General features: G+C 33.1%; 30 protein-coding genes. 1 reads left to right on the top strand and 29 read right to left on the bottom strand.

All coding sequences use genetic code 11. The annotated features are described in order from the left end of the window. Positions 1–4: 4 nt before the first annotated feature. The 21 genes from atpA to BUB63_RS00385 all read right to left on the bottom strand — a co-directional run bounded on the left by atpA (position 5) and on the right by BUB63_RS00385 (position 16,007). Positions 5–1,510, bottom strand: coding sequence for a F0F1 ATP synthase subunit alpha (atpA, locus tag BUB63_RS00485; protein WP_027307896.1), 1,506 nt, complete (start codon positions 1,508–1,510; stop codon positions 5–7). After that, entirely contained in the window at positions 1,507–2,058 is a 552-nt protein-coding gene (gene atpH / locus BUB63_RS00480; RefSeq protein ID WP_073247596.1) for an ATP synthase F1 subunit delta, read from the bottom strand. The genes atpA and atpH overlap by 4 nt, the downstream gene beginning before the upstream one ends. A 1-nt stretch (position 2,059) precedes the next feature. Then, a complete protein-coding gene (locus BUB63_RS00475; protein ID WP_027307898.1) occupies positions 2,060–2,539 on the bottom strand; it encodes a F0F1 ATP synthase subunit B in 480 nt (159 codons plus the stop codon). A 136-nt stretch (positions 2,540–2,675) separates the two neighbouring features. Then, positions 2,676–2,921 (bottom strand): ATP synthase F0 subunit C, encoded by a 246-nt coding sequence (atpE, locus tag BUB63_RS00470; RefSeq protein WP_027307899.1) that lies wholly within the window; start codon positions 2,919–2,921, stop codon positions 2,676–2,678. 23 nt (positions 2,922–2,944) lie between these two features. After that, positions 2,945–3,646: a F0F1 ATP synthase subunit A gene (locus BUB63_RS00465; RefSeq protein WP_073247595.1), complete on the bottom strand. Its 702-nt coding sequence runs from the start codon at positions 3,644–3,646 to the stop codon at positions 2,945–2,947. Further along, positions 3,633–4,019: an ATP synthase subunit I gene (locus BUB63_RS14080; RefSeq protein ID WP_027307901.1), complete on the bottom strand. Its 387-nt coding sequence runs from the start codon at positions 4,017–4,019 to the stop codon at positions 3,633–3,635. The genes BUB63_RS00465 and BUB63_RS14080 overlap by 14 nt, the downstream gene beginning before the upstream one ends. Positions 4,020–4,442: 423 nt before the next feature. After that, entirely contained in the window at positions 4,443–5,594 is a 1,152-nt protein-coding gene (gene wecB / locus BUB63_RS00455) for a non-hydrolyzing UDP-N-acetylglucosamine 2-epimerase (protein WP_073247594.1), read from the bottom strand. A 4-nt stretch (positions 5,595–5,598) separates the two neighbouring features. Further along, positions 5,599–6,624, bottom strand: a complete 1,026-nt coding sequence (locus BUB63_RS00450) for an MraY family glycosyltransferase (RefSeq protein ID WP_073247593.1) — start codon at positions 6,622–6,624, stop codon at positions 5,599–5,601. A gap of 492 nt (positions 6,625–7,116) precedes the next feature. After that, complete coding sequence (locus BUB63_RS00445; protein ID WP_027307904.1) at positions 7,117–7,560, bottom strand: deoxycytidylate deaminase; 444 nt, start codon at positions 7,558–7,560, stop codon at positions 7,117–7,119. Positions 7,561–7,568: 8 nt separating this feature from the next. Beyond that, entirely contained in the window at positions 7,569–8,201 is a 633-nt protein-coding gene (gene upp, locus BUB63_RS00440) for a uracil phosphoribosyltransferase (RefSeq protein ID WP_073247592.1), read from the bottom strand. A 19-nt stretch (positions 8,202–8,220) separates the two neighbouring features. After that, positions 8,221–8,670, bottom strand: coding sequence for a ribose 5-phosphate isomerase B (gene rpiB / locus BUB63_RS00435; protein ID WP_027307906.1), 450 nt, complete (start codon positions 8,668–8,670; stop codon positions 8,221–8,223). A gap of 76 nt (positions 8,671–8,746) precedes the next feature. After that, entirely contained in the window at positions 8,747–9,193 is a 447-nt protein-coding gene (locus BUB63_RS00430; RefSeq protein ID WP_073247591.1) for a low molecular weight protein arginine phosphatase, read from the bottom strand. Positions 9,194–9,202: 9 nt separating this feature from the next. Then, positions 9,203–10,246, bottom strand: coding sequence for an L-threonylcarbamoyladenylate synthase (locus tag BUB63_RS00425; protein WP_073247590.1), 1,044 nt, complete (start codon positions 10,244–10,246; stop codon positions 9,203–9,205). Positions 10,247–10,260: 14 nt separating this feature from the next. Further along, positions 10,261–10,992: a ZIP family metal transporter gene (locus BUB63_RS00420; RefSeq protein WP_035165728.1), complete on the bottom strand. Its 732-nt coding sequence runs from the start codon at positions 10,990–10,992 to the stop codon at positions 10,261–10,263. A gap of 34 nt (positions 10,993–11,026) precedes the next feature. Then, positions 11,027–11,635: a hypothetical protein gene (locus BUB63_RS00415; protein WP_027307910.1), complete on the bottom strand. Its 609-nt coding sequence runs from the start codon at positions 11,633–11,635 to the stop codon at positions 11,027–11,029. Between the two features lie 22 nt (positions 11,636–11,657). Further along, the gene (locus tag BUB63_RS00410; protein ID WP_143290219.1) at positions 11,658–12,035 is read right to left on the bottom strand and encodes a hypothetical protein; all 378 of its coding nucleotides are present in this window, start codon (positions 12,033–12,035) and stop codon (positions 11,658–11,660) included. Positions 12,036–12,079: 44 nt separating this feature from the next. Then, entirely contained in the window at positions 12,080–13,153 is a 1,074-nt protein-coding gene (prfA, locus tag BUB63_RS00405; protein ID WP_073247589.1) for a peptide chain release factor 1, read from the bottom strand. 85 nt (positions 13,154–13,238) lie between these two features. Continuing rightward, complete coding sequence (locus tag BUB63_RS00400; protein WP_027307913.1) at positions 13,239–13,751, bottom strand: chromate transporter; 513 nt, start codon at positions 13,749–13,751, stop codon at positions 13,239–13,241. Continuing rightward, positions 13,741–14,271: a chromate transporter gene (locus BUB63_RS00395; protein WP_035165730.1), complete on the bottom strand. Its 531-nt coding sequence runs from the start codon at positions 14,269–14,271 to the stop codon at positions 13,741–13,743. Before BUB63_RS00395 ends, BUB63_RS00400 begins: the two co-directional genes overlap by 11 nt. A gap of 1 nt (position 14,272) precedes the next feature. Continuing rightward, a complete protein-coding gene (gene prmC / locus BUB63_RS00390) occupies positions 14,273–15,115 on the bottom strand; it encodes a peptide chain release factor N(5)-glutamine methyltransferase (protein WP_073247588.1) in 843 nt (280 codons plus the stop codon). A 1-nt stretch (position 15,116) separates the two neighbouring features. Then, entirely contained in the window at positions 15,117–16,007 is an 891-nt protein-coding gene (locus BUB63_RS00385) for a DUF1385 domain-containing protein (protein ID WP_073247607.1), read from the bottom strand. Between the two features lie 182 nt (positions 16,008–16,189). On the opposite strand from BUB63_RS00385, the gene hcp reads away from it, so the two are divergent. After that, complete coding sequence (gene hcp, locus BUB63_RS00380) at positions 16,190–17,836, top strand: hydroxylamine reductase (protein ID WP_073247587.1); 1,647 nt, start codon at positions 16,190–16,192, stop codon at positions 17,834–17,836. Positions 17,837–17,858: 22 nt separating this feature from the next. Here hcp and hemL read toward each other — a convergent pair whose 3' ends face one another. The 8 genes from hemL to cobJ are packed head-to-tail and all read right to left on the bottom strand — an operon-like array spanning position 17,859 to position 25,617. Next, the gene (gene hemL, locus BUB63_RS00375; protein WP_073247586.1) at positions 17,859–19,127 is read right to left on the bottom strand and encodes a glutamate-1-semialdehyde 2,1-aminomutase; all 1,269 of its coding nucleotides are present in this window, start codon (positions 19,125–19,127) and stop codon (positions 17,859–17,861) included. A gap of 10 nt (positions 19,128–19,137) precedes the next feature. Continuing rightward, entirely contained in the window at positions 19,138–20,103 is a 966-nt protein-coding gene (gene hemB, locus BUB63_RS00370) for a porphobilinogen synthase (protein WP_073247585.1), read from the bottom strand. Between the two features lies 1 nt (position 20,104). Beyond that, positions 20,105–21,553 carry a uroporphyrinogen-III C-methyltransferase gene (gene cobA, locus BUB63_RS00365; RefSeq protein ID WP_073247584.1) on the bottom strand — a complete coding sequence of 483 codons (1,449 nt, stop codon included), beginning with the start codon at positions 21,551–21,553 and terminating at the stop codon, positions 20,105–20,107. 10 nt (positions 21,554–21,563) lie between these two features. Next, positions 21,564–22,427 (bottom strand): hydroxymethylbilane synthase, encoded by an 864-nt coding sequence (gene hemC, locus BUB63_RS00360; protein ID WP_027307921.1) that lies wholly within the window; start codon positions 22,425–22,427, stop codon positions 21,564–21,566. After that, the gene (locus tag BUB63_RS00355; protein WP_073247583.1) at positions 22,375–23,046 is read right to left on the bottom strand and encodes an NAD(P)-dependent oxidoreductase; all 672 of its coding nucleotides are present in this window, start codon (positions 23,044–23,046) and stop codon (positions 22,375–22,377) included. Before BUB63_RS00355 ends, hemC begins: the two co-directional genes overlap by 53 nt. Further along, positions 23,010–24,179: a glutamyl-tRNA reductase gene (gene hemA / locus BUB63_RS00350; RefSeq protein WP_027307923.1), complete on the bottom strand. Its 1,170-nt coding sequence runs from the start codon at positions 24,177–24,179 to the stop codon at positions 23,010–23,012. Before hemA ends, BUB63_RS00355 begins: the two co-directional genes overlap by 37 nt. Continuing rightward, positions 24,176–24,901 (bottom strand): precorrin-6A reductase, encoded by a 726-nt coding sequence (cobK, locus tag BUB63_RS00345; RefSeq protein WP_073247582.1) that lies wholly within the window; start codon positions 24,899–24,901, stop codon positions 24,176–24,178. The genes hemA and cobK overlap by 4 nt, the downstream gene beginning before the upstream one ends. Then, entirely contained in the window at positions 24,898–25,617 is a 720-nt protein-coding gene (gene cobJ, locus BUB63_RS00340; RefSeq protein ID WP_027307925.1) for a precorrin-3B C(17)-methyltransferase, read from the bottom strand. Before cobJ ends, cobK begins: the two co-directional genes overlap by 4 nt. Position 25,618: the final 1 nt, after the last annotated feature.

The following is a 25,618-nucleotide window of genomic DNA, read 5'->3' as shown; positions in this document are numbered from 1 at the left end:
TATATTATTTAAAATTACCCTTAAATTCGTTAATAGCATCCTCTAACATCTTCTTAATTTCATCTGTTAATTCCTTTTTCTCAACAATTGCATTTAAAACTTCTCTCTTATGAGTTTTTAGAAAATCTAAATATTCCTTTTCAAATCTTCTAACATCTTCAACTTTAATATCATTTAAATAATTATTTATTGCTGCATATAAAATAGCTATCTGTTCTTCAACAGGCATAGGTGAATACTGCTCCTGCTTTAGGATTTCTACAAGTCTTTGTCCCTTCTCAATTCGTGCCCTTGATTCCTTATCAAGGTCTGAACCAAACTGTGCAAATGCTGCAAGCTCTCTATATTGTGCAAGCTCAATTCTTAGCATACCTGCAACCTGCTTCATAGCTTTAATTTGTGCAGAACCTCCAACACGTGAAACTGATATACCAGGGTTTATAGCAGGTCTTACCCCTGCAAAGAAAAGGTCTGTTTCAAGGAATATCTGTCCATCAGTAATGGAAATTACGTTTGTTGGAATATATGCAGTAACATCACCTGCTAAGGTTTCAATTATAGGAAGAGCAGTCATAGAACCTCCTCCTAATTCATCCGAAAGCTTTGCAGCCCTCTCTAAAAGTCTTGAATGTAAATAGAATACATCCCCTGGATAAGCTTCACGTCCTGGTGGTCTTCTTAATAGTAGTGACATAGTTCTATATGCCACCGCGTGCTTTGATAAATCATCGTAAATTATCAAAACGTGTTTTCCATTGTACATAAACTCTTCTCCCATAGCACAACCTGCATATGGAGCTAAAAATTGTAGTGGTGCTGTATCAGATGCAGAAGCTGATACAACTATTGTATAGTCCATTGCGCCTGCCTGTTGTAATGTGTTAACTATATGGGCAACTGTTGACTGTTTTTGTCCTATTGCAACATAAATACATATTACGTCCTTACCCTTTTGGTTTATAATCGCATCTATTGCAATTGCTGTTTTACCTGTTTGTCTATCTCCTATAATAAGTTCTCTTTGTCCTTTACCTATTGGAACCATTGAATCTATCGCCTTTATACCTGTCTGCATAGGCTCTTTTACCGATTTTCTTTCTATAACTCCTGGAGCTTGTGTCTCAACTGGTCTTGTTTTTGTTGTCTTTATTGGTCCTTTCCCATCTATTGGTTCACCCAATGCATTTACTACCCTTCCTATTAAAGCTTCTCCAACAGGAACTTCAACTACCTTTCCTGTTCTTTTTACTATATCTCCCTCTTTTATCCCCTGCTGATTTCCAAATAGAACTGCACCTACATTTGACTCTTCAAGATTTAGTGCCATACCATATACTCCATTTGGAAACTCTAAAAGTTCTCCTGACATACAGTTATTTAAACCATAGATTCTTGCAATATCATCTCCAATTTGAACTATCGTGCCTGTATCCTCTATTTCAAATTTGTTTTCATATTCCTCAAGCTGCCTTTTTAATATTCTTGTAATTTCATCAGGTCTTATGCTCATATTATCACCTCATCCTTCTTTAGAAGTTGCTTCTTTATCCTCTCAAGCCTTCCCTTTACTGTCTCATCTATTGTTTCATCTGATACCTTAAGATATACTCCTCCAATTAAGGACTCATCAACGATATTCTCTATCTCAATATCACAATTATACTTTCTCTTAAGTTTACTTCTCAAAGCTTCTATTTCTTCATCATTTAATTTTATGGCTGTTTTTACAAGTGCAAACTTTACTCCTATATATTCATAATACTTATATTTAAACTCCTCATTAACAAGGAATATATCCTCTATTCTATCGTGGGTTATAAGAAGAATTATTGTTCTTATTAGTTCATCTGGTGTTTTACCCTTTAATGAACTGTTTATTATATTTATCTTCTCATCATCCTTTATCTCTGGATGTACTAAAAACTCATAAAACTGACTATTTTCCTTTAGAAGTTTGCAGAAATTATCAAGATCCTCAACACATTCCTTTAAATTTCCTGTTATTTTTGCCTCTTCTAAAAGTGCCTCAGCATACTTTGCCGCAACTATTTCATGCATATTATGCACCTACCCTATTTATAAATTCCCTAATTAGTGCATGATGTTTTTCTTCATCAAGTTCCCTTTCAATTGCCTTTGCAGCAGCTAAAAGCGATAAAGATACAATCTGCTTTTTAATTTCATCCTGTGCCCTTTCCATTTCAAGCTCTGCATCTTCTCTTGCCCTCTGCCTAATAAAATCTGCCTCTTTTTTTGCTGCCTCAACAATCTCATCGTGAATGCTTTGGGCTTTAATTTTATATTCCTCAACTATTTTTCTTCCCTCTTCATTTAACTCCTTAAGCTTTTCTTCATATTGTTTTTTAAGCTCTTCTGCTTCCTTCTTTTTATTTACCGATGTTTTAATGTTATTTTCAATTGTATTTGTTCTGTTTTCCATAAAGGTTGTGACTGGTATAAAAAGCTTTTTCTTTAGATATATATATAAAATAACAACATTAAATATTGTTATTAAAACTGTCGCTAACTTTATCTCCATACTTTCACCTCCAAAGGCTATAAATTAGGGTTCACCCTTTTGTTTCTATACATAAGTTTTGGTTAGCCCCACGAAGTATTGAATATAAATTACTTTCGTGGGGCTAATTTAAATTTAAGAAATAGTCCTTTTAAATTTATACTAACTTAACAATTATAAGTAGTATTGCAACAAGCAATCCATAAATTGCTGTTGCTTCTGAGAAGGCTGAACCTATGATTAGTGTACTAACTATATCATTTTTAGCCTCTGGTTGTCTTGAAACTGCTTCTACTGCCTTGCCTGTAGCAATTCCTGTACCTATTCCTGCACCAAGTCCTGCAAGTGCAGCAATACCTGCTCCTATTGCTGAAAGTCCTAATATAAATGCTTTTGGATCCATTGTAGTCATTAAAATCTCCTCCTTTAATGTTCTGATGTAGTTTTTATAAAAATCATTGTTAGCATAACAAATATAAACATCTGTATTGTTCCATCAAATAAATCAAAGTATATATGAAATGGTATTGGTAAAAAGGCTGCAAACACAGGTAACTTAAGGTGAAGTGAGTGGCTTAAAAATTCCAATCCTTCATATAGAAGTTCCATCATAATTACCGCAGCAGTTATATTTCCAAATAATCTTAGGCTCAAAGAAACAGGTACAACCAATCTCTCTATTATATTTAAAGGAAGCATAAACCAAAATGGTTTTGCATATCCCTTAAAGTACCCTAATATTCCACTGTGAACTATAGCATTTACTTGTATTAGCACAAAGGATATAAGTGCTAAACCAAGTGCTACACTATAATCTGCAGTAGGAGGCCTAAAACCTGTTAAGCCAAATAAATTTAAAAACAAAAGATAAATCATCAGTGTTCCAAAAAAGGGTGCAAAACCTTTGTATTCATCTCCCATACTCCCCTTTACAAGGGAATTTATTTTTTCCACAACTGTTTCTACAAAAATTTGTTTGCCCCTTGGAACTGTCTTTAAGTCTCTTACTAAAAATGGAACTATCAGCATTATAAAGGCTATAACTATCCACTGTGCTATAACTGAAAAATATATGGGTATATTTAATCCTAAAAGTCTTAATGTAAAAATCGCTTCACTCTTTCCCATATTGTCCCTCCCTTCTACAGTCTAATAATGCACCTATTTTTATAGATATATTTATTGTTAAAAACCCTAAAAAGAGTATAAAAACGTTATAACCATCCTTAACTGCACTTGCTAAAATTAACGCTATTAAAATTATTCTCATCGTAAAAAATATAAACTGAATAATCTTAGAGTGATTAACTTTTCTGGTTATTATGTAATTTGTACCTAGTGACAATAGAATAAAATTAAATATCCCAATAATATATCCTAAAAAATATGATAAAGCGTAATTTGCATTAAAAACTAATATTGACAACATTAATAACAAAAATATGTTAAGGGAAAATTTAAGCCTTTTTAAAATAAAGCTAAATATAAAATAATCAACCATAAAACACCACCAAAAATGTCTTTTATCTTAGTTTCTAAAGTTTTATATTTTTAATACATACAAATTATATTGTATTTTAACGATATTCTAATTCATTAATATATAATACTCCTATCAAGTTATAGTGTCAATCAAAGATATAGATATTTAAATTTTATAACTTGTCAGAAATTTTAATCAAAAAGGCCGGTACCAAAAATTTTGGTACCGGCCTACATCCACCCTGATAAGGTAACTGTCTGCCTTACTATCTAAGACTACCCGACCTCCAAGTTGGCTGTCAGTTAGCCCTAACATTGAATATTTTAACACTTATTCGATAAAATTCAACACTTTTTTGTGTTAAAAAAACGTAAATTAGACTGATTAGTCTAATTTACGTTTTGTATTTCTTTATCAATCTAAGAATAACTATTGATTTTATTATTTATTAGCTCTAAATTCATCGGGTCTTTCATTAATTAAACCAAAATAGTACAATATAGCATCCACTATTCTCCTTGAAGCCTTTCCATCTCCATAGGGATTTACTGCATTGGCCATAGCCTTATATGCCCTTTGGTCTTTTATTAATGTTTCTGCCTCTTTATATACATTCTCCTCATCAGTTCCTATTACCTTTACAGTTCCAGCCTCAACTGCCTCAGGACGTTCTGTAACATCCCTTAAAACAAGCACAGGCTTTCCAAGGTGTGGTGCTTCTTCCTGCAATCCTCCTGAATCTGTCATTACCATATAACATCTACTCATCAAGTTATGAGTTTCCTTAGTATCAAGTGGAGGAAGAAGATGTACTCCCTTTACACCATCTAATATACTATATACAGTTTCTCTAACAACTGGATTTAGATGCACAAGATAAACAATCTCGACATCATCATTATTTTCAACTATTCTCTTAAAGGCTCTACATATATTTTGTAGAGGTTCACCCCAATTTTCACGCCTATGAGCTGTAACCATTATCACCTTTTTATTTGTAAAATCTATATTATTTAAAACTTCATTTTCAAATACATATTCATCACTAACTGTCTCCTCTAATGCATCTATTACTGTATTACCCGTAATGAATATAGACTCTTCCTTTACGCCTTCATTTAATAGATTTTGCTTTGAAGTAGGTGTTGGTGCAAAATGAATATCTGAAAGTGCACCTGTAAGTTTCCTATTTATCTCCTCTGGAAATGGAAAATATTTATCAAAGGTTCTAAGTCCTGCTTCAACGTGTCCTATTTTTATCTTGTTATAGAAGGCTGCAAGGCTTCCTGCAAAGGTAGTTGTTGTATCACCGTGAACTAAAACTATATCTGGTTTTACTTCCTTAAAAAGCTCATCAAGTCCTTCAAGAACACCCGTTGTTATTGATGTTAATGTTTGTCTATCCTTCATTATATTCAAATCATAGTCTGGTTTTATTTCAAACAAATCTAATACTTGATCAAGCATTTGTCTGTGCTGTGCTGTTACACAAACAATTGACTTAATATTTTCTCTTTTTTCAAGCTCCTTTACAAGTGGTGCCATTTTTATTGCCTCAGGTCTTGTTCCAAAAATAGTCATTACCTTTAACATTTAATCACCTCTTTGTTCTTTTTAAAAGTCCTAATTCAGTTGCAAAGGCTAATACTAAAGTACATACAATCATCAATATCAAATAGGATTTTTTTGTTGAAACTGACATTGCTATAATAGATGTTATCCCAAAAATTCCACTAACTATATATAAAATTATAGCAACCTGTTTCTGACTATACCCTAATGCTAAAAGTCTATGGTGAAGATGTCCCTTATCCGCCTCCATAATAGGCCTGTTGTTTATTTTTCTTCTTATCATAGCAAATAAAGTATCATAAATAGGAAGTCCAAGTGCCAATATTGGTACTGCTACAGCAACTGCTGTTGCTGACTTTATTGCCCCTTGTATTGATATTGCTGCAAGGGTAAAACCTAAAAACTGCGATCCTGTATCTCCCATAAATATACTTGCCGGATTGAAGTTGTAGTATAAAAATCCTATACACGCACCTGATAATATTATTGACAATATGCCTACTGTCATTCTCCCGCTTATAATTGATACTCCAAACAACGATAATGCAGATATTGTACAAACACCACAGGCAAGGCCATCTAATCCATCAATCAAATTAACCGCATTAGTCATACCAACAACCCATAGAATAGTTATTGGAATACCTATCCATCCTACATAAAAGGAGCCTGTTCCAGGTAAAAAAGGTATCGTTATATAATTAATTTTAATTCCAAACAAAATTAAAACAATGGCTGCAATTATTTGAAATAAAAGCTTTGTCTTTGGTTTTAATTCCCTTATGTCATCTACTATACCCATAGCTACTATAATTAATGCACCTACTAATATACCATCAAAATTAGATTTAAAACCTATGTAATATAAAGAATAAATTAAAAAGGATGTAAAAATAGCAAGTCCCCCAAGTCTTGGAATAGGCTTTTTATGTAGACGTCTTTCGTCTTTTGGTACATCTATTGCACCTAATTTGTATGCAAGCTTTTTTACCAATGGTGTTAATAAAAAGGATGTCAAAGCCGGAAACAAAAACATATAAAGATACTTCATTTTACTACACCTCATTTTTCAAAATACCATAAACATTTTACCATAAAATTATAAAAAAAATAATTAAAAATAAATGAACTTTATAGATTAGGGCATCTTTTTATTAAATTTATATATTTTATTTTTTCCAATCCCTATATTTATAAATCAAAATAGCCCACAAATAATGCATTGTAGATCAGAATGTTGAAAAAGTTATATCTTAATTAGCCCCATGAAGGATTTCTTGGGCATTCGTTCATTTCGCCAAGCAATTCTAAGCTTTTCTTTGTTTAAAAAAGTCCTACCCTCGCGATGCCATCGTCCTGATGGCCGCTCGGCTCGGCACGTCCTGTGCCGAATTACGGACTTTTTTAAATTCGAAAAGCAAGAATTGCTAAAGCTCATGAAAGAGCCTATCGAAATCCTTTCATGGGGCTTTTTCATACTTTAACTAACAAATGAGTTTGTCGACAATATAAGCCCACAAATAATACATTGTGGGCTTTTTCACTATATAGTAAACCTTACAATTTCAACTCCAGATTCCTTTATCATCTCAAGTGACAGTTCATCTGGATAGTCTCCCGAGAATACAATCTTTTTTATTCCTGATGCAATTATCTGCTTTGCACATATAATGCAAGGCTGTGCAGTAACATAAATAGTTGCTCCCTCTATTGATATTCCATACTTTGCAGCCTGTATTATAGCATTCTGCTCTGCGTGTAGTGCTCTGCATAGTTCGTGCCTTTGCCCTGATGGAATGTTAAGTTCTTGCCTTAGACATCCAATATCAAGGCAGTGCTTCATCTTTGGCGGAACACCGTTATATCCTGTTGTAAGAATTCTATTGTCCTTAACTATAACAGCTCCTACCTGTCTTCTTAGGCAGGTTGAACGCTTCTTTATTGTATGGGCAATCTCCATAAAATATTCATCCCAGCTTGGTCTCATAGCTACACCTACTTAGTACCAAATATTCTATCGCCTGCATCTCCAAGTCCTGGAACAATGTATCCGTGGTCGTTTAGATATTCATCTACGTGTGCAACGTATATTTCAATATCTGGATGAGCATCAAGAACCGCCTTTATTCCCTCTGGTGCTGCAATTAAACACATTAGCTTAATATTCTTTGCTCCCTTATCCTTTAAAAGCTTTATAGCATCTGCAGCAGAACCACCTGTTGCAAGCATTGGATCTGTAACTATTATTTCTCTCTCCTCAATATCACTTGGAAGCTTGCAGTAATATTCTACTGGCTTTAGAGTTTCTGGGTCACGATAAAGTCCAATATGCCCAACCTTTGCAGCTGGAACTAATCTTAGCATTCCATCTACCATTCCAAGTCCTGCTCTTAAAATAGGAACTATTGCAACCTTCTTACCAGTTAGCATCTTTGCCTTTGTTTTACATATAGGTGTTTCAATTTCAACCTCTTCAAGTTGAAAATTTCTTGTAACTTCATAACCCATAAGCATTGAAATTTCTTCTAAAAGTTCTCTAAAATCCTTAGAACCCGTATTTACATCCCTCATTATTGATAATTTGTGTTGAATTAGCGGGTGATCAATAACAATAACTCTCTTATCCATAATATCCTCCTCATATTATTTATTTTGAATATTTCTTTTCAATTTCTGCTATCTTATCTATTCTTCTTTGGTGTCTGCCACCTTCAAATTCAGCCTCAAGATAAGCATCAACTATATCAAGTGCAAGACCAATTCCTGTTATTCTTTCACCAAGTGCCAATATATTGGCATTATTGTGCTGTCTTGCTGCCTTGGCACTAAATGTATCTGTACAGTGGGCTGCCCTAATTCCTGGAACCTTGTTTGCTGCTATTGATATTCCAATTCCTGTTCCACAAACTAATATTCCGCAGTCATATTCACCCTTCACTATTGATTCTGCAACCTTTTCTGCAAAATCAGGATAGTCGCAGGATTCTATTGAATAGCATCCAAAATCCTTATATTCAATTCCCTTCTTCTCTAAATGTTCTAAAATAGCCTGTTTCAAATTATATCCTCCGTGGTCACATCCTAATGCTATCTTCATAGGTATTCCTCCCTTATATAATTTATAAATTTACCTTTTTATTTAACAAAAAAGGAAAGTAAAAGGCTAAAAAGCCTTAACTTTCCTTTAATTTACTGAATAGAATATCTATGGCTTGTTTAATTTCATTGGCACAAGCCCTATAAGTGTCAATATCTCCACCAAATGGATCTACAATATCTCCACTTTCTCCAATATATTCTAAAAGAGTGAAAACTTTATTAGAAAAGGATGGATAGTATGAAAGTATTGTATCTTTGTGTGCTCTTGTCATAGTTAAAATAAGGTCTGAATTTTCTAAAAGTTCGTATGTAAGCTGCCTTGAGAGATGGTTTCTTATATCTATTCCCATCTCCTCCATAGCCAGTAGGGCATTTAAAGAGCAGGATGCACCATTTGTTGCATAGATTCCAGCAGATGAAATGTCCATATCTAAATTCAATTCCTGTGCTCTCTTTTTAGCTATTCCTTCTGCCATACAGCTTCTACAAGTATTCCCTGTGCACACAAATAGTAGCTTCATACTTACCTCCTATAGATTTATAACATTATATGATGCAGCCTTTTTCATTCTATTCATTATAGCAAGTCCCAATCCATCCTCTTCAAAACCTTCTGCATATATATAATCTACATCTATTTTATCAAATTCCCTCAATGTGTCAAATAGATTTGCAGCAATAAGTCCTAATTTTTTTCTACTTCCTACAGAAATAATATAGCCACCCCTATACAAATCCTTTGTCTCATCTGTCGCAAGAACTCCAACAAGCTTACCCTTTGATTTCATTTCATCTATTTTCATATTTATATAATCAACAGCCCTTTCTATCCTTCCTGTTATTATTGTCATTTCAGCCTTTGGAGCATAATGTCTATACTTCATACCTGGGGACTTTGGTTTTAGATTTTCATATGGCTTTGTTAAAATTGCAGGATCAATATCTACATTAAGCCCAATTTCCTCCAGCATATCCCTTGTTATAGCACCAGGTCTTAGTATTGTAACCTTTTCATCTAAAACCTCAACTACCGTTGACTCAAGGCCAAATTCACATTTATCTCCACCAATTATCATATCAACCTTTCCCATAAGGTCATCAATTGTATGTTCTATTGTTGTTGGGCTTGGTCTTCCTGATATATTTGCACTTGGTGCTGCAATCGGAACCCCAGCATACTCTATCAGCTTTCTTGCAACCTTATTGGAGGGCATTCTAATAGCAACACTATCTAAGTTTGCTGTAACAAGCATAGGTATCCTGCTGCTCTTTTTTACAACTATTGTTATTGGTCCTGGCCAAAAATTTTCCATTATTTTTTTTGCATTTTCTGGTATATATTCTACATAATCTGATATATCAAAATCTGCAACATGAACTATAAGCGGATTGTCCTGTGGTCTTCCCTTTGCCTCAAATATCCTCCTGCAGGCCTCCTCATCAAGTGCATTTGCCCCAAGCCCATATACTGTCTCTGTCGGGAAAACAACAAGACCTCCCCTTTTTATAACTTCTGCCGCCTCTTTTATCTTTTCATCACTATGTTCATCCACATAATAAACCTTTGTATCCAACCTCTTCGCCTCCATTAGATTATATTAATCAATATAAAACCTATTATAAATCCAATTATAATTGAAAGAGTTGAAAACAGTCCTCTATAATTTTCTTTACTTTCAGGTATTAGCTCTCCACAAACAATATAGAGCATTGTTCCCGATGCAAATCCTAAGGATGCTGCAATAAAGCTTTTTTGTATCTCACCAATATAGGCACCAATATAGGCACCTATTGCAGTGGGCAGTGCTGTTATTGCGGTAAATAAAATTATTTTTAATTTAGATAATCTCGAACTTAAAAGCGGAGCTGCAACTGCTGCACCCTCTGGTATATCGTGAAGTGCTATTACAAAGGCAATCTTATACCCTAATATGCTGCTTCCTCTAAAACCTGAACCTATCGCGAGCCCTTCTGGAAAATTATGGGCAGCAAGTCCAAGGGCAAGAAGCAGTGCAACTTTAATACCTTTACCATATTTTTTTACGAAATTACTATAGGGCAAAAATATATCAAGAAGTGAAATAAATATAACTCCAAATATTATTCCAATTAAAACAACTTCTAAATCTGCCATAAGTATTGCCTCTGGTATTAAATCAAAGGTAACAACAGAGAGCATAAGCCCTCCAGCTATACCCATAACAGCAGATAAAACCATATTATTTGTTTTTCTAAAGAGTACTGTTAATGCACCTCCAAGGGATGTTCCCACCATACAGCAAAATGTAGCAAATAGGGTTATATACAATCTTGATTCCATAAAACCTCTCCTTTTTGATTTTCTCCTTTTAAGTTTATGAGAGGTTATATTCGTCTATAACTAATTTTATGTATTTTATAGCCCTATCGGTAAAGTGGGCTCTATAGCAGGTCTTATATAGCTTATATAAATAAAAATATTTTTTAGCTCCTCCATTTTTAATTATATAGCAATAAAATTTTTCTCTATCATAAAAATGTGATGCCTCTTTGTAGCACTTTAAATAGTCATTATGATTTAATGCATACTGCTTATCAAATAGAATTAATGATTTTGAACGTTTCATTTTATCAATTAAAATTATTATTTGAAAATCATCATATTTTTCTACAACATCAACAAACAATATATTATCTAAGGGAATGTTAACCACCCTACTAAAGAGCTTTTGCACCTTAACTCTGTCTTGTTTAAATATTATATCAAAGGTTGAATCCACATACATCCTAAACATATAGACTATAAACAAAAACTCTATTATATATAAATTTGCATATATAAGTGTTCTCTCTAAACCTATAAAATAGCCTTGATCATCAAGAACCTTTACAAGATAGAGCATTACTATCATTATAGTTATTGAAAAAAATATACTTCTTTTAAACTTTGCCCTTTCCTTTGCAAGTTTCTTTTTTATCTTCACTGTACCACCCCTTTAATGCAAGTCATTCCCCTTTATTTAGATTTTTAAACATATCATTTAAAATATTACGTCCATTTTTGGTGGTAAGTATATAAAAGTTTCCTAATTTTGTTTTAACTTGAGTTAAGAAGTTGGATTGTGCAATTCCTATATAGTCTTCTATATATACCCTTTTTCTTAAAAACAGTCCTTTAAAGTTTATTCCTTTACTATCTATACTAACTTCAATGCAAAAGCTTCTTAAATAAAAGAGCAATATAAATATATCAAATCCTATATTTATATAGTTCACATAGGTATAGCTTTTTTTATAGAGCACCAAAAGATATGAAAAAATTATAGATAAAACAAACAAAGGGAAAATTAAATACAGTGGTCTGTTGGCAATATAGCGTTTCATAATTTCACCCCCAGCTAAAAATTTGGGCATGCTAAGTAGCATGCCTATTCTCCTGCTGCCTTTAATTTTTCTGCTTGGTCGTTTGTGATAAGTGCATCTATCATTTCATCAATTTCTCCATCTAAGAATGCATCAAATTTATATATTGTAAGCCCAATTCTATGGTCTGTAATTCTGCTTTGTGGGAAGTTGTATGTCCTTATCTTTTCACTTCTGTCTCCAGAACCTACTTGGCTCTTTCTCTCTTCAGCAATTTGGCTCTGCTGCTTTTGAAGTTCTATTTCATAAAGCCTTGCTCTTAAAACCTTCATTGCCTTTTCTCTATTTTTAATCTGGGACTTTTCATCTTGGCACGTTACAACAATACCTGTTGGAAGGTGAGTTATTCTAACTGCTGAGTCTGTTGTATTAACGTTTTGTCCACCGTGACCTGATGAACGATAAACGTCAACCCTTAAGTCGTTTGGATTGATTTCAACCTCAACATCCTCAACTTCTGGTAAAACTGCAACTGTTGCAGTTGATGTGTGTATTCTTCCTCCTGACTCTGTTTGAGGAACTCTTTGAACACGGTGAACTCCACTTTCATATTTTAATCTGCTGTAGGCACCCTGTCCCTTTATCATAAATATAACTTCCTTATATCCACCTATTCCTGTTTCATTAGCTGACATAACCTCTACTTTAAAGTTATGTCTTTCAGCATATCTTGTGTACATTCTAAATAGGTCTCCTGCAAATAATGCAGCCTCTTCACCACCTGCACCTGCCCTTATTTCTACGATAACGTTTTTATCATCATTTGGGTCCTTTGGAAGAAGTAAAATCTTAAGTTCCTTTTCAGTTTCTACAACCTTCTCCTCAAGTTCCTTTATCTCTTCCTTAACAAGTTGTTCCATTTCATCGTCAAGTCCGCCCTCCTGGAGCATCTCCTTATCTTCCTTAAGTCTCCTTTGAATGTCCTTATATTCCCTATACTTTAATACAATTGGTTCCATTGAACTGTGTTCTTTACATAATTTTTGAAAAAGAGTATTATCTGCAATAATCTCTGGATCTGCTATCTTCTTTGAAAGCTCTTCATATTTTTCTTCAATAAAATCCAATTTATGCAACATAGTTATCACTCCATACTTTAGTTTAATTTACAATATACCTATCTTATTTTAGCAATGAATTTACATTGTTGCAACAAAAATATTATTAAAAAAGAATTATACCAAGCAAACCACAGATAATTAATACTAATATTGTATCTAATTTAAAATACATAAGTAAAAGCAAAGATAAAATATATATAAAACCATCCTTAATACCTATAACATTGCTTTTAAATATTGAAAAGGAAGCATATATTAAAAGTCCAAGGACTGCAGGCCTTATTCCATTAAAGGCCCTCTTTACACCTTCCCTTTCATAAAACCTCTTTAGAAAGGCTGCAATAATTAAAATCATTATAAAGGAGGGAGAAACCACTCCAAGTGTTGCCATTACACTTCCAAATACACCAGCCATTTTATACCCTATAAAGGTTGCAGAATTTATTGCAATAGGACCTGGAGTCATTTGAGATATAGCAAGTATATCTGAAAACTCCTTCATAGTTAAAAATCCTCTTCCTATAAACTCCCTCTCAATAAAGGGAAGCATTGCATAACCTCCACCTATTGAAAAGGCTCCAATTTTAAAAAAAATTAAAAAGAGCCTAAATGCCATCCTTCTCACCCCTTATCAATATGCCTAAAATGGCAGATGATAAAATTATAATAATCGGGTCAACCTTTAAAAACATAAGTATAATAGTAAGAACAGTTATTATGTAATAATACCATTTATACTTTTTTGTCTTTCCTATTTTAAATGCTGAATAAAAAATAAGTGCTGCAACTGCAGGCCCTGCTCCTTGAAAAAACTTTTTTACATATTTATAGTCTAAAAAGTTTGTAAGAAAGGCTGCAATAAATATAATAGATAAAAAGGAAGGAAGAATACATCCAAGTGCTGCAAATACTGCCCCTAAAAATCCCCTTAATCTATATCCTATATAAACAGACATATTAACCGCAAGGGCACCGGGAGTAGATTGGGAAACTGCAAGTATATCAAGGAACTCTTCCTTTTCTATCCATTTCTTTTTTTCAACAACCTCCTCTTGTATAAGAGGAACCATTGCATAACCTCCTCCTAATGTAAAGGCCCCTATTTTTGCAAAGGATATAAAAAGCTGAAGTAACATTCTACCCCCTCCTTGCAAGTATTACTCTATCTAAACCTGCCAAATCCTTTATACATTCAATATCTTTATAGTCCTTTGAAAGAATATTAAAAAGCTCCTCCCTTTGGTCAAAGCCTATCTCAAAGGCAATTAGTCCATCTCTTTTTAAATATTTTAATGCCTCCTTAGCAATCCTTCTATAAAATATTAGCCCATCCTCTCCACCAGATAAAGCCTCATAGGGTTCATAGTCTTTAACATCTGTCATAAGAGTTGGAATTACTTCGTCCCTTATATAAGGAGGATTTGAAACTATTATATCAACCCTTCCTTCTAATTCCTTATTAAGATTTTCAAAAATATCACTCCTTATTACTTGTACCCTATCCTCTACTCCAAGTCTTTTGGCGTTTATCTTTGTAACCTTAATAGGTATATCCATTAAATCAAGTGCAAAAACTCTACTACCTTTAATCTCCTTTGCTAATGTTACAGAGATTGCACCACTTCCACATCCTACATCTACTATTACAGGGTTTTCATATTCTCCACTTCTTTTTATAACCTCCTCAACAAGTATCTCTGTATCTGGACGCGGTATTAAAACTCCCTTTTCGACATAGAATTCATATCCATAGAATTCCTTTTTGTTTATTATGTAAGCAACTGGCTCTCCTTTTTTTCTCCTCTCAACATACTCTTTATACCTTTCTAAAACCTCATTATCTAATATATCATCTTTATGAATTATTAAATAAAGTCTATCCTTTTTTAGTACACTACTCAAAAGAACCTCAGCATCAAGCTGAGGTGTATCTGAATTTATATTTTGTATTCCATATCTTATTGCCTCTAAAATAGTCATATTATTCCTCCCCTATGGCAGCCTTTAATGCAGCAATTGCCACCTCTATTTGTTTTTCATCCGGCTCTCTTGTTGTAAGTCTTTGAAGCATAAGCCCTGGATATGCAAGAGCTCTTGAAAGCCCTGTGTTTGATTTTCCAAGCCACTTTATTATCTCATAGGATATACCTGCAACAACAGGTATTAATAATATTCTTGATATAATTCTTACCATTATATTAGGCCAACCAAAAAAACTAAATATAAATATACTAATCAGCATAACTATTAAAAGAAAGTTTGTTCCACACCTTGGGTGAAGTGTTGAAAACTTAGATACATTCTCAACAGTAAGAGGTAATCCTGCCTCATAGCAGAATACGCTTTTATGTTCCGCACCGTGATATTCAAAAACCCTTCTTATATCCTCCATTTTGCTTATTAAATATATATATACAAGGAAAATAATTAGCCTCAAAAATCCCTCAAATAGGTTAATATATATGTTACTTTGTATTTTTGACTTAAAAAAGTTTGCTGCAAAGGTAGGCAAAAGTACAAATAAAAATATTGCAAAGGCAAAGGATGTAAAAAGAGTTAAACTCATTATTATATTTTCCGATTTACCTTCAAATTTTTCATCAAGATACTTTTCAAACCGACTTTTCTCATCTTCATCCTCATAAAATGAGGCTGAATACTGTAAAGTTTTAATACCAACTATTAAAGATTCTATCATAGCAGCAGCCCCACGAATAAAGGGAAGAGATAGTATTTCATATTTTTTATATAAAGGCTCTATATTTTCAACACTAACCTCTATCTCACCATCAGGCTTTCTTACTGCAACTGCCATTTTATCCTGTGCCCTCATCATTACACCTTCAATAACTGCTTGTCCACCAACCTGCATCTTATACCTCCAAATTTCTAACTTAATTTTTATAAATTTCAAAATAAAATCCTTATATATATTTATATCAAACATCACTATAAATGTCCATAAAACAAAACAAAATGGATCCCCTTTTGAAAATATATTTTTTTTTTTTTTGAGCAAACTAAATATGTAAATATGAAAAGGAGGTTAAATAAATGGAAGAATTGATGTTTTGTTATCAGTGTGAACAAACAATAGGTGGAAAAGGATGTACAAAGGCTGGTAACTGTGGTAAGGATGCAGAAGTTGCAGCACTTCAAGATTTACTTGTATATGAGCTTAAAGGCATTGGATTTATTGGAAATGAACTTTTAAAACAAGGAAAATCAATTGATAAGGAAATTTCAAAGTTTGTTGCTGATGCCTGTTTTTCTACTCTTACCAATGTAAACTTTGATCCTGAAAGATTTATATGCTTTTTAAAGGAAGCCGAAAAGGTAAAGGAAAACTTAAAATCTCAGCTTAAAAATCTCCCATCCAATGTTCCAGAATGTGTAAACTATAAACTGCCAAATTCTAAAGAACAAATGCTACAGGATGCTAAAAAGGCCGGTATAATGTATGATCAAACACTTGATGCTAACATTCGTTCTTTAAGAGAAACATTAATATATGGACTTAAGGGTATGGCTGCCTATGCCCACCACGCCCACGTTTTAGGATATATTGATGAAGAAGTTAATAACTTCTTCTATAAGGGTTTTGCTGCAACCCTTGACAACTCATTAAGCGTAGATGATTTGTTCAATTTAACTATGGAGTTTGGAAAAATTAATTTAAAATGTATGGAACTATTGGATAAAGCAAATACACAAACCTATGGAAACCCTGTACCAACCCCTGTTCTGATTACAAAGAAAAAGGGACCATTTATTGTTGTATCTGGACACGACCTTAAGGATTTATATGAACTATTGGTTCAAACTGATGGAAAGGGAATAAATATTTATACCCACGGTGAAATGCTTCCTGCCCACGGTTATCCAGAACTTAAAAAGTTTAAACACCTTATTGGTAACTTTGGTGGTGCTTGGCAGGATCAACAAAAAGAATTTGATAACTTACCAGGCTGTATATTAATGACTACTAACTGTCTACAAAAACCTCGTGATTCCTATAAAGATAGGATATTTACAACAAGTATTGTAGGATGGCCACAGGTTCAACATATTGAAGAAAAGAATGGAAAAAAAGACTTTACTCCTATCATAAACAAAGCCCTTGAACTTGGTGGATTTACAGAAGATGAACCTGAAAAGACAATACTCGTTGGATTTGGACACAATATTGTTTTATCACTTGCAGATAAGATACTTGATGCAGTAAAGCAAGGACAAATAAGACATTTCTTCTTAATAGGTGGATGTGATGGTGCAAGACCAGGAAGAAACTACTATACAGAATTTGCACAAAAAACCCCAAAGGATACAATTATATTAACCCTTGCCTGTGGTAAGTATAGATTTAATAAAATGGATTTTGGAACTATTGGTGAATTCCCAAGGCTTTTAGATCTTGGTCAGTGTAATGACTCTTATTCTGCCATTAAAATCGCCCTTGGTCTTGCCGACGCCCTAAAATGTACAGTAAATGATTTGCCGCTTTCATTAATTCTATCCTGGTATGAACAAAAGGCTGTTTGCATACTTTTAACATTACTTTCCCTTGGAATAAAGAACATCTACTTAGGTCCAAGTTTACCAGCATTTATCTCACCTGATGTTCTTCAAGTTTTAATTGATAAGTTTAATATTAAGCCAATATCTACTCCTGATGAAGACTTAAAGGTTATATTAGGATAAAAGATTCCACTAAGGGGAACCCTTAGTGGAATCTTTTTAATACATCTAAAAAAATCTCAATATCCTCCTTTGTATGTTTAACTGATAAGAACATAGCTTCAAACTGAGATGGAGATAAATATATTCCGTTTGTAATCATATGTTCTGCATATCTTCTATATAAATCTATATTGCACTTTTTTGCATCTTCGTAGTTTTTCACAGAGTTTTCTTCAGTAAAAAACACCGTCATCATTGACCCACATCTATTTATAACAAATGGGATACTCTTATTATTCAATATAACTTCTATTTGCCTATGCATATAACTTGAGAGCTGTTCAAGCTGTTCATAATAGCCTCCATTGCTTTTTAATTTTTTTAAAGTAGCAAGCCCCATAGAAACTACAACAGGATTACCCGACATCGTTCCAGCCTGATAAACAGACCCTATCGGTGAAAGCATTTCCATAATTTCTCTCCTTCCACCATAGGCACCACAGGGTAATCCTCCACCAATAATCTTTGCAAAGGTAACTAAATCAGGCTGTATACCATAAAGTTCCTTGGCACCACCAAGTGCCACCCTAAATCCTGTCATTACCTCATCAAATATAAGAAGTGAACCATATTTATTTGTTATCTCTCTTAAGAAATTTAAAAATTCCATTGTCGCTGGTACTACCCCCATATTACCTGCAACAGGCTCTACTATTACACAGGCAATCTCCTCTCCCCACTTTTCAAAGACTTCCTTTACATTTTCTATATCATTGTAATTTGCAATTATAGTATTTTTTATACTATCCTTTGGAACTCCTGCACTTCCTGGTATATTTTCAGTCATTACTCCTGAACCTGCTGCAACTAAAAAAGCATCAAAATGTCCGTGATAACAACCAGAGAATTTTACAACCTTATCCCTGTTTGTATATCCACGTGCCAATTTTACAGCACTCATAGTAGCCTCTGTACCTGAGTTTACCATTCTTATCATATCAATTTTATAAATATCACAAATTAGTTTAGCAAGCTCAAGCTCTAAATATGTAGGTGCACCAAAGGCTTGTGCCTCCCTTAATGTTTTTATAGCCTCCTCAACAACCTCCTCATCACTATGCCCTAAAATCATAGGTCCCCAAGCTAAAACAAAATCTATATATTTTTTTCCTTCCTCATCGTATATATAGGCACCCTTCCCACTTTTTATAACAGGTGGATTTATGTTAAGCCCCGTGAATGCCCTGACTGGACTATTAACTCCACCTGGCATATACCTTTTAGATTCATTAAATATATTTAAATTATTCATAACACTCCCCCTATCTATTATTTAGTTTTCTTGCCACGTCAAGGGCGTGATAGGTTATTATAATATCTGCCCCTGCTCTTTTTATAGATGTTAATATTTCAAAAACTATCTTTTCTTCATCAATATATCCCATTTTTGCCGCAGCTTTTACCATTGCATATTCTCCACTTACATTATAGGCAGCAATCGGATGATTAAACCTATCCCTTGTCCATCTTATAACATCAAGATAGGAAAGGGCTGGTTTTACCATAACAATATCTGCACCCTCTTCTATATCATATTCTATCTCCCTCATTGCCTCTCTTATATTTGAAAAGTCCATTTGATAGCTTTTTCTATCTCCAAACTGGGGTTTTGAATCTGCAGCTTCTCTAAAGGGTCCATAGAAACTTGATGCATACTTTGCAGAGTAGGACATTATGCCAACATTTTTATATCCATTTTCATCCAGTATATTTCTGATAGCCTTTACCCTTCCATCCATCATATCAGATGGTGCTACCATATCCGCCCCTGCCCTTGCGTGAGATAATGCTATTTTTGCTATAAATTTAAGTGTTTCATCATTATCCACATAGCCATCCTTTATAATTCCACAATGTCCGTGGCTTGTATATTGACACATACATACATCTGTTATAATAAATAAATTTGAAATTTCTTTTATCCTTCTAACTGCCCTTTGAACTATTCCATCATCAGCATAGGCTGAAGTTCCACATTCATCCTTAAAGCTTGGCACACCAAATATCAACACTCCCCTTATGCCTAACCTCTCTATTTCCTTTATTATTTCATCTAACTTGTCCACAGAATATCTATAGTTTCCCTCAAGTGAAGATATCTCCTCGACAATCCCATTTCCTTCAACAACAAATAGGGGATATATTAAATCATCAATATTTAAGACAGTTTCTCTAATTAATGCTCTTATGTTATCATTTATCCTTGTTCTTCTTGTCCTATTAAACATATTAACAACCTCCAACAAGTATATTTAAGATTCCATCTATTGTATATTCCTTGGGTATCTCAGCATTTAATCCTTCTTTTCTTAGCTCATCTGCTGTTATAGGCCCTATGGCTATTATTCTTTTTCCCTTCAATACTTCTTTCCCATATAAAGAAATAAAATTTCTTACAGTTGATGTACTTGTAAAAATATAGATATCGCACTCTATATCTTTCCTCTTTTTCTCTAAAACTGATTCATATAAATATATTTCATCAACTTCTGCACCAATATTTTTTAATGCTTCAACTAAAAAATTCCTTGCCCCTTTAGCCCGTGGTATTAAAATTTTATCCCTACTCTTTACTTCCTTCTTAATCTCTTCAAATATACCCTCTTGAGTAAATTGAACTCCACACTTTGCAATAATACCTCTCTTTTTTAACTCATCCTTTGTTTTTTCTCCTATTGCATAAACCTTAGCCTTAATTTTACGTATGTCAAATTCCATATTAATTAACTCATCAAAAAATATTTCGACTCCATTCACACTTGTAAATATAATATAATCATAGCTTGATATTCTATCTATATACCCATCTATACTTCCATCTAATCTCTGTATCCTTATGGAAGGCAATTCCAAAACTTCTCCACCGAAGCTTAATATTTTATTTTTAAGATTTACTGCTTGTTTCTTTGGACGAGTTATACATATCCTTTTACCAAACAATGGCTTATTCTCATACCAATTAAGTTTTTCTCTAAAATTTACAACATCCCCAACCACAAATATTGCTGGTGTTCCTATCATCTGTTCCTTAACTCTATTTGATATATTACAAAGTTCACCAACACATACCCTCTGTCGACTAATTGTAGCATTTTCTATTACTGCACAAGGGGTACCCTTATTCATTCCAAATTCAATTAACTTATTTGTAATATTTTCTATCTCCCCAAGTCCCATTAAAAATACCAATGTTCCTTCTAATTTAGCAACTACTTCATAATCTATATTTAACTTACCTTCACTCTTAGCTGTAAATATATGTATTGCCTGTGATATACCTCTAAAGGTAGCAGGTATACCTGAATAGTTTAAGGCAGATATAGCAGAAGTTACTCCTGGTACTACCTCAAAATCTATCTTTTCTTCAAATAATCTTATAGCTTCCTCTCCACCTCTACCAAATACATAAGGGTCTCCTCCCTTTAACCTTGCAACCACATATCCCTCCTTTGCATACTTTATAATTAATTCATTTATCTCCTCTTGAGATTTATAGTGCTTTCCAGCCTCCTTACCACAAAATATAAGCTTTGCCTCATCCTTTGCATAGTTTAAAATATTAATATTAACCAATTTATCGTATAAAATAACATCAGCCTCTTTTATAATTCTTAATGCCTTTAAAGTTAAAAGTTCCTCATCTCCTGGACCTGCACCTATCAAGTAAACCTTTCCCATACTTATCCTCCTAAACAATCCTCTCAACTAATTTTTTACACAAATTAATGTAGTCCTCTTTATTTCCCTCTATGCTTCCTTTCTTTAAAACTCCCGAAACCTCATTTGCAGCAATAATATAAATTCTATCTCTATCTAACTTTGCATAGGCACAGGAGGCACTATGACATCCTCCATTTAAAAGTTTCATTACATACTTTTCTACCATACAGCAAAAATGTACTTCTTCATCATCTATTTTCTTTAAATGTTCTTTATATAAACTCTTTTTTAAAACTTCAACCCCTAATATCCCTTGATTTGAGGCTGGGATAAAATTTTCAACATCAAAATAGTCGGTTATTATCGCCTCAAGATTTAGCCTCTTAAGTCCAGCAGCCGCAAGAACTATCCCATCAAGCTCCTCCTCTTCAATTTTTCTAATTCTTGTTTCAACATTTCCTCTTATAGGTACAATTTCTAAATCACTTCTTAAACTCAATAGCTGCATAGCTCTCCTTCTGCTACTTGTACCAACTCTTGCACCCTTCCTAAGTTCAAAGAAACTTTGTCCACTTATTGAAACAAAGGCATCCCTTGCATCCTCCCTTACAGGAGTTGCAACTATTTCAAATTCATCATTTAAATCAAAGGGAACATCCTTCATACTATGCACTGCACAATCTGCCTCACCCTTTAAAAGTGCAACTTCTATATCCTTTACAAATAGTCCCTTTCCACCAACTTTATCTAATGTTTTATCAAGTATCCTATCTCCCTTTGTTGTATATAAAACCTTTTTAGCCTCTACATTCAATTTTTCTTTAATCAATTCAATGATTTTATCTGCCTGAACCTGTGCAAGCGTGCTTTTTCTTGTTGCTACCCTTATCATAAAAACCTCCAAAAAAAAGTTCTAAAACTAAATTATGCTTACCCTTTAGATAAAAAAAGTAAAAATCATCAGTATACATAAAATTTATTATTTTATCCTTTTCATCAAGCATTTTTACTTCTTCTCTTATTCTTCTTGTTTCGTATAAAAACTCGTCATATCTTAAAACAGAGTCTAATATCTTATCCCTTAAAAAGCAGGTACCCTTAGGACTTCCATTAGATGTTATACCTAAAGAAAAACCCCTACTTTTAATAACAACAGGTACAAAGCAATTTCCTTCCCTGCTATCTGCACATATAACATAAAGCTTATTTAGATTATCAAGCATAGCCTTTATATCCTTATATTCCTCTACTGCAACAACTATAAAATGATATTTATTTAATATATCTATGCTTACCTCTTCACAAATTAAATTAACTTTAATTTTATAAAAATCATCTATAAATTCCCTTGATATTACATCAATGTTATTAATACCCTGTTTTATTAGCCCCTTAGCCTTTAAAAAACCAACACTTCCTCCTCCTATTATAAGCACCCTTATATTTCTTGGGAAAATACCTAAAAAACCAACATTTATATCATAAATATCTTCTCTACTATCCTTAAACATTCCTCTCCTCTTCCCTCTATCAATTCTTGTTTTAACACTTCTATTGCCCTGTTAACATAGGCATCGGAGGTACTTTTAAATAAAATCTCTAATGTTTTAAAATCACTATCAGGGTATTTATTTATATACCTCTTAAGCCTCTTTTTATAAACATTATCTGAACTTTTTTGAAGTTTTCTTATGACATCCGATAAACCTCTAATCTTTATATAGTTGATAAACTCATCCCTGTATTTTTGAATTATATACCTATTTTCTTCCATAATCCTTCTTCTCATCTCAACATTTCTATCATTAATTGATGTAACTGTATCTATATCAAAATAGACAACATCTACTAAATCCTTTACATCCTCAACATCCCTTGGTACTGCTAAATCAAAAATATATCCTCTAAAATCCTTTAATTCATCCCTTCTTAAAACAGTATGTGGTGCTGAGGTTGCACAAATTATCCCTTCAACATCTCTTATGTATTGTGCCTTATCCTTAAAATTAATGGCTACAACCCTTTTGTCTTCTATATTAACCTTCTCTACATCCCTAACTGCAATATAAAGAATATCAAATTCATTTGACAATATATATTTTGCAGTTAACCTATTTACATCACCATATCCTATAAGCATATATCTCTTAACTCCATTTTTTCTACAATAATCTATCACAATTGAAGAGGATGATACTGGGTATTTATACAGGCTACTTTTAAATCTAAACTCCTTTCCACAGGATATCGCAACATCAAAAAGTCTTTTCAAAGTTCCACTTATCACCTTCAATTCCTCAGATACTATAAGAGCATCTCTTACTTGACCTAAAATCTGCTCTTCTCCTAATATATTTGAATAGAACCCACAGGCAACATTTAAAAGATGCTCTATACACTCCCTTTCCTCTTTATAAAAAAAAGTATCCTTAAAATCTCTAAATCCTAATATATCTATTATTTCATCTACCTTATTGTCGCCCTCAACATAAATTTCTGTTCTATTACAGGTTGAAAGAATAACGCATCCTTCAACATATAACTTTATACTTAAAAGAGCATCCATTAATCTGCTCTTTGTAAAGGATAGTTTCTGCCTTATATTAAGGGGAACATCCTTAGAAACTCCTATCATATAAATCATAGAATCGCCCCCGAATTTAATATATTTAATATTTCATCTATATTAAGTCCCTTATTTTCTTCCCTATCAATTACAAGTGGAACTACACCTAAGTTTTTAGCAGCTTTAATTTTTTCAACTGTTCCACCAAAAACACCACTATTTTTCATAACTATATAGTCTATTTTGTATTCCTTTAAAATAGCCATATTAAACTCAACCGAAAATGGTCCCTTAAGTGCAATTATTCTATCTATATCAATATTATTATTTAAGCATTCATTTATACTCTCAACTGAGGGTAAAATCCTATATATATACCTTCTGTCTCCTCTTTCCCCTTCAAATATATGAATATTTCTTGAGCCAATCGTAAATAGGAAATTTCCTTTTTTTGTCTTTATATAATCATTACATTCACTGTAATCCTTAAAAACTATACAATCGGTTAAATCCACCCTTTCTCTTTCATATCTTAAATATAGGACATTTTTGAGTTTACAGGCCTCCCTCGCATTTTTGCTTACATTTACTGCATAGGGATGGGATATATCAACAACAGTATGAATGTTATATTTATCAATAAATTTAAGCATATCATTAAAATCTAACTTTAAAACAATAGGATTATATTCTTCATATTCCCTTTTTCCATCTAATGTTGCTACAGTCAATATATAATCTTGCTTTAATTTATCTAATAAAATTCTTGTTTCATAGGTTCCTCCAATTACCCATATCAATATTTGTACCCCCTTGGTGTTATCATATAACCATCCTTTATATAGGTCTGACTGTTTCCAATTATAAGTACAGTTGACATATCAACCAAATCATAATCTATTTCTTTAATTGTTGTTATGATAACCTTTTGATTTTTTCTTAATGCATTTTTTACAATTCCAACAGGAGTATCATCCCTTCTATAGAGTCTTATGATATTTATGGCATATTGCAGGTGATTTATTCTTCCAAGGCTTTTAGGATTATATAGTGTAATTACAAAGTCTGCTTCTGCTGCTGATTTAATCCTTCTTTCTATTACTTCAAAGGGAGTTAAAAGGTCGCTTAAACTTATAGTACACATATCGTGCATTACAGGTGCTCCAAGCTGTGAAGCTGCCAAAAAGGCTGCTGTAATTCCTGGTATATATTCAACCTCCAAATCCTCTGCCATCTCGAAGATTGGGCCTGCCATTCCATAAAGTCCAGCATCTCCTGAACTTATAATTGATACTTTTTTACCTTCCCTTGCCCTTTTTATTGCATACCTACACCTCTCTATCTCACCCTTCATTGAATTTGAATAAACTTCCTTATCCTTTAATAACTCTTCAATAAGGCTTACATAGCCTGTATAACCAACAACTACATCTGAGTCCCTTATTGCCTTTACTGCTCTATTTGACATATCTAAAATATTCCCGGATGAAATTGATACTACATAAATCTTTCCCATA

Source organism: Caloramator proteoclasticus DSM 10124, from assembly GCF_900129265.1.
Taxonomy (GTDB): Bacteria; Bacillota; Clostridia; order Clostridiales; family Caloramatoraceae; genus Thermobrachium; species Thermobrachium proteoclasticum.
Note: the sequence above shows the minus strand (reverse complement) of the source record. Positions and strands in the feature narration are given on the sequence as shown.

What these genes read in the sequence shown, in the direction of transcription:
- atpA (WP_027307896.1), bottom strand. Translation starts at nt 1,510, where the DNA reads ATGAGCATAAGACCTGATGAAATTACAAGAATATTAAAAAGGCAGCTT.
- atpH (WP_073247596.1), bottom strand. Translation starts at nt 2,058, where the DNA reads ATGCATGAAATAGTTGCGGCAAAGTATGCTGAGGCACTTTTAGAAGAG.
- BUB63_RS00475 (WP_027307898.1), bottom strand. Translation starts at nt 2,539, where the DNA reads ATGGAGATAAAGTTAGCGACAGTTTTAATAACAATATTTAATGTTGTT.
- atpE (WP_027307899.1), bottom strand. Translation starts at nt 2,921, where the DNA reads ATGGATCCAAAAGCATTTATATTAGGACTTTCAGCAATAGGAGCAGGT.
- BUB63_RS00465 (WP_073247595.1), bottom strand. Translation starts at nt 3,646, where the DNA reads ATGGGAAAGAGTGAAGCGATTTTTACATTAAGACTTTTAGGATTAAAT.
- BUB63_RS14080 (WP_027307901.1), bottom strand. Translation starts at nt 4,019, where the DNA reads ATGGTTGATTATTTTATATTTAGCTTTATTTTAAAAAGGCTTAAATTT.
- wecB (WP_073247594.1), bottom strand. Translation starts at nt 5,594, where the DNA reads ATGTTAAAGGTAATGACTATTTTTGGAACAAGACCTGAGGCAATAAAA.
- BUB63_RS00450 (WP_073247593.1), bottom strand. Translation starts at nt 6,624, where the DNA reads ATGAAGTATCTTTATATGTTTTTGTTTCCGGCTTTGACATCCTTTTTA.
- BUB63_RS00445 (WP_027307904.1), bottom strand. Translation starts at nt 7,560, where the DNA reads ATGAGACCAAGCTGGGATGAATATTTTATGGAGATTGCCCATACAATA.
- upp (WP_073247592.1), bottom strand. Translation starts at nt 8,201, where the DNA reads ATGGATAAGAGAGTTATTGTTATTGATCACCCGCTAATTCAACACAAA.
- rpiB (WP_027307906.1), bottom strand. Translation starts at nt 8,670, where the DNA reads ATGAAGATAGCATTAGGATGTGACCACGGAGGATATAATTTGAAACAG.
- BUB63_RS00430 (WP_073247591.1), bottom strand. Translation starts at nt 9,193, where the DNA reads ATGAAGCTACTATTTGTGTGCACAGGGAATACTTGTAGAAGCTGTATG.
- BUB63_RS00420 (WP_035165728.1), bottom strand. Translation starts at nt 10,992, where the DNA reads ATGGAATCAAGATTGTATATAACCCTATTTGCTACATTTTGCTGTATG.
- BUB63_RS00410 (WP_143290219.1), bottom strand. Translation starts at nt 12,035, where the DNA reads ATGAAACGCTATATTGCCAACAGACCACTGTATTTAATTTTCCCTTTG.
- prfA (WP_073247589.1), bottom strand. Translation starts at nt 13,153, where the DNA reads ATGTTGCATAAATTGGATTTTATTGAAGAAAAATATGAAGAGCTTTCA.
- BUB63_RS00400 (WP_027307913.1), bottom strand. Translation starts at nt 13,751, where the DNA reads ATGGCATTTAGGCTCTTTTTAATTTTTTTTAAAATTGGAGCCTTTTCA.
- BUB63_RS00395 (WP_035165730.1), bottom strand. Translation starts at nt 14,271, where the DNA reads ATGTTACTTCAGCTTTTTATATCCTTTGCAAAAATAGGGGCCTTTACA.
- prmC (WP_073247588.1), bottom strand. Translation starts at nt 15,115, where the DNA reads ATGACTATTTTAGAGGCAATAAGATATGGAATACAAAATATAAATTCA.
- BUB63_RS00385 (WP_073247607.1), bottom strand. Translation starts at nt 16,007, where the DNA reads ATGCAGGTTGGTGGACAAGCAGTTATTGAAGGTGTAATGATGAGGGCA.
- hcp (WP_073247587.1), top strand. Translation starts at nt 16,190, where the DNA reads ATGGAAGAATTGATGTTTTGTTATCAGTGTGAACAAACAATAGGTGGA.
- hemL (WP_073247586.1), bottom strand. Translation starts at nt 19,127, where the DNA reads ATGAATAATTTAAATATATTTAATGAATCTAAAAGGTATATGCCAGGT.
- hemB (WP_073247585.1), bottom strand. Translation starts at nt 20,103, where the DNA reads ATGTTTAATAGGACAAGAAGAACAAGGATAAATGATAACATAAGAGCA.
- cobA (WP_073247584.1), bottom strand. Translation starts at nt 21,553, where the DNA reads ATGGGAAAGGTTTACTTGATAGGTGCAGGTCCAGGAGATGAGGAACTT.
- hemC (WP_027307921.1), bottom strand. Translation starts at nt 22,427, where the DNA reads ATGATAAGGGTAGCAACAAGAAAAAGCACGCTTGCACAGGTTCAGGCA.
- BUB63_RS00355 (WP_073247583.1), bottom strand. Translation starts at nt 23,046, where the DNA reads ATGTTTAAGGATAGTAGAGAAGATATTTATGATATAAATGTTGGTTTT.
- hemA (WP_027307923.1), bottom strand. Translation starts at nt 24,179, where the DNA reads ATGATTTATATGATAGGAGTTTCTAAGGATGTTCCCCTTAATATAAGG.
- cobJ (WP_027307925.1), bottom strand. Translation starts at nt 25,617, where the DNA reads ATGGGAAAGATTTATGTAGTATCAATTTCATCCGGGAATATTTTAGAT.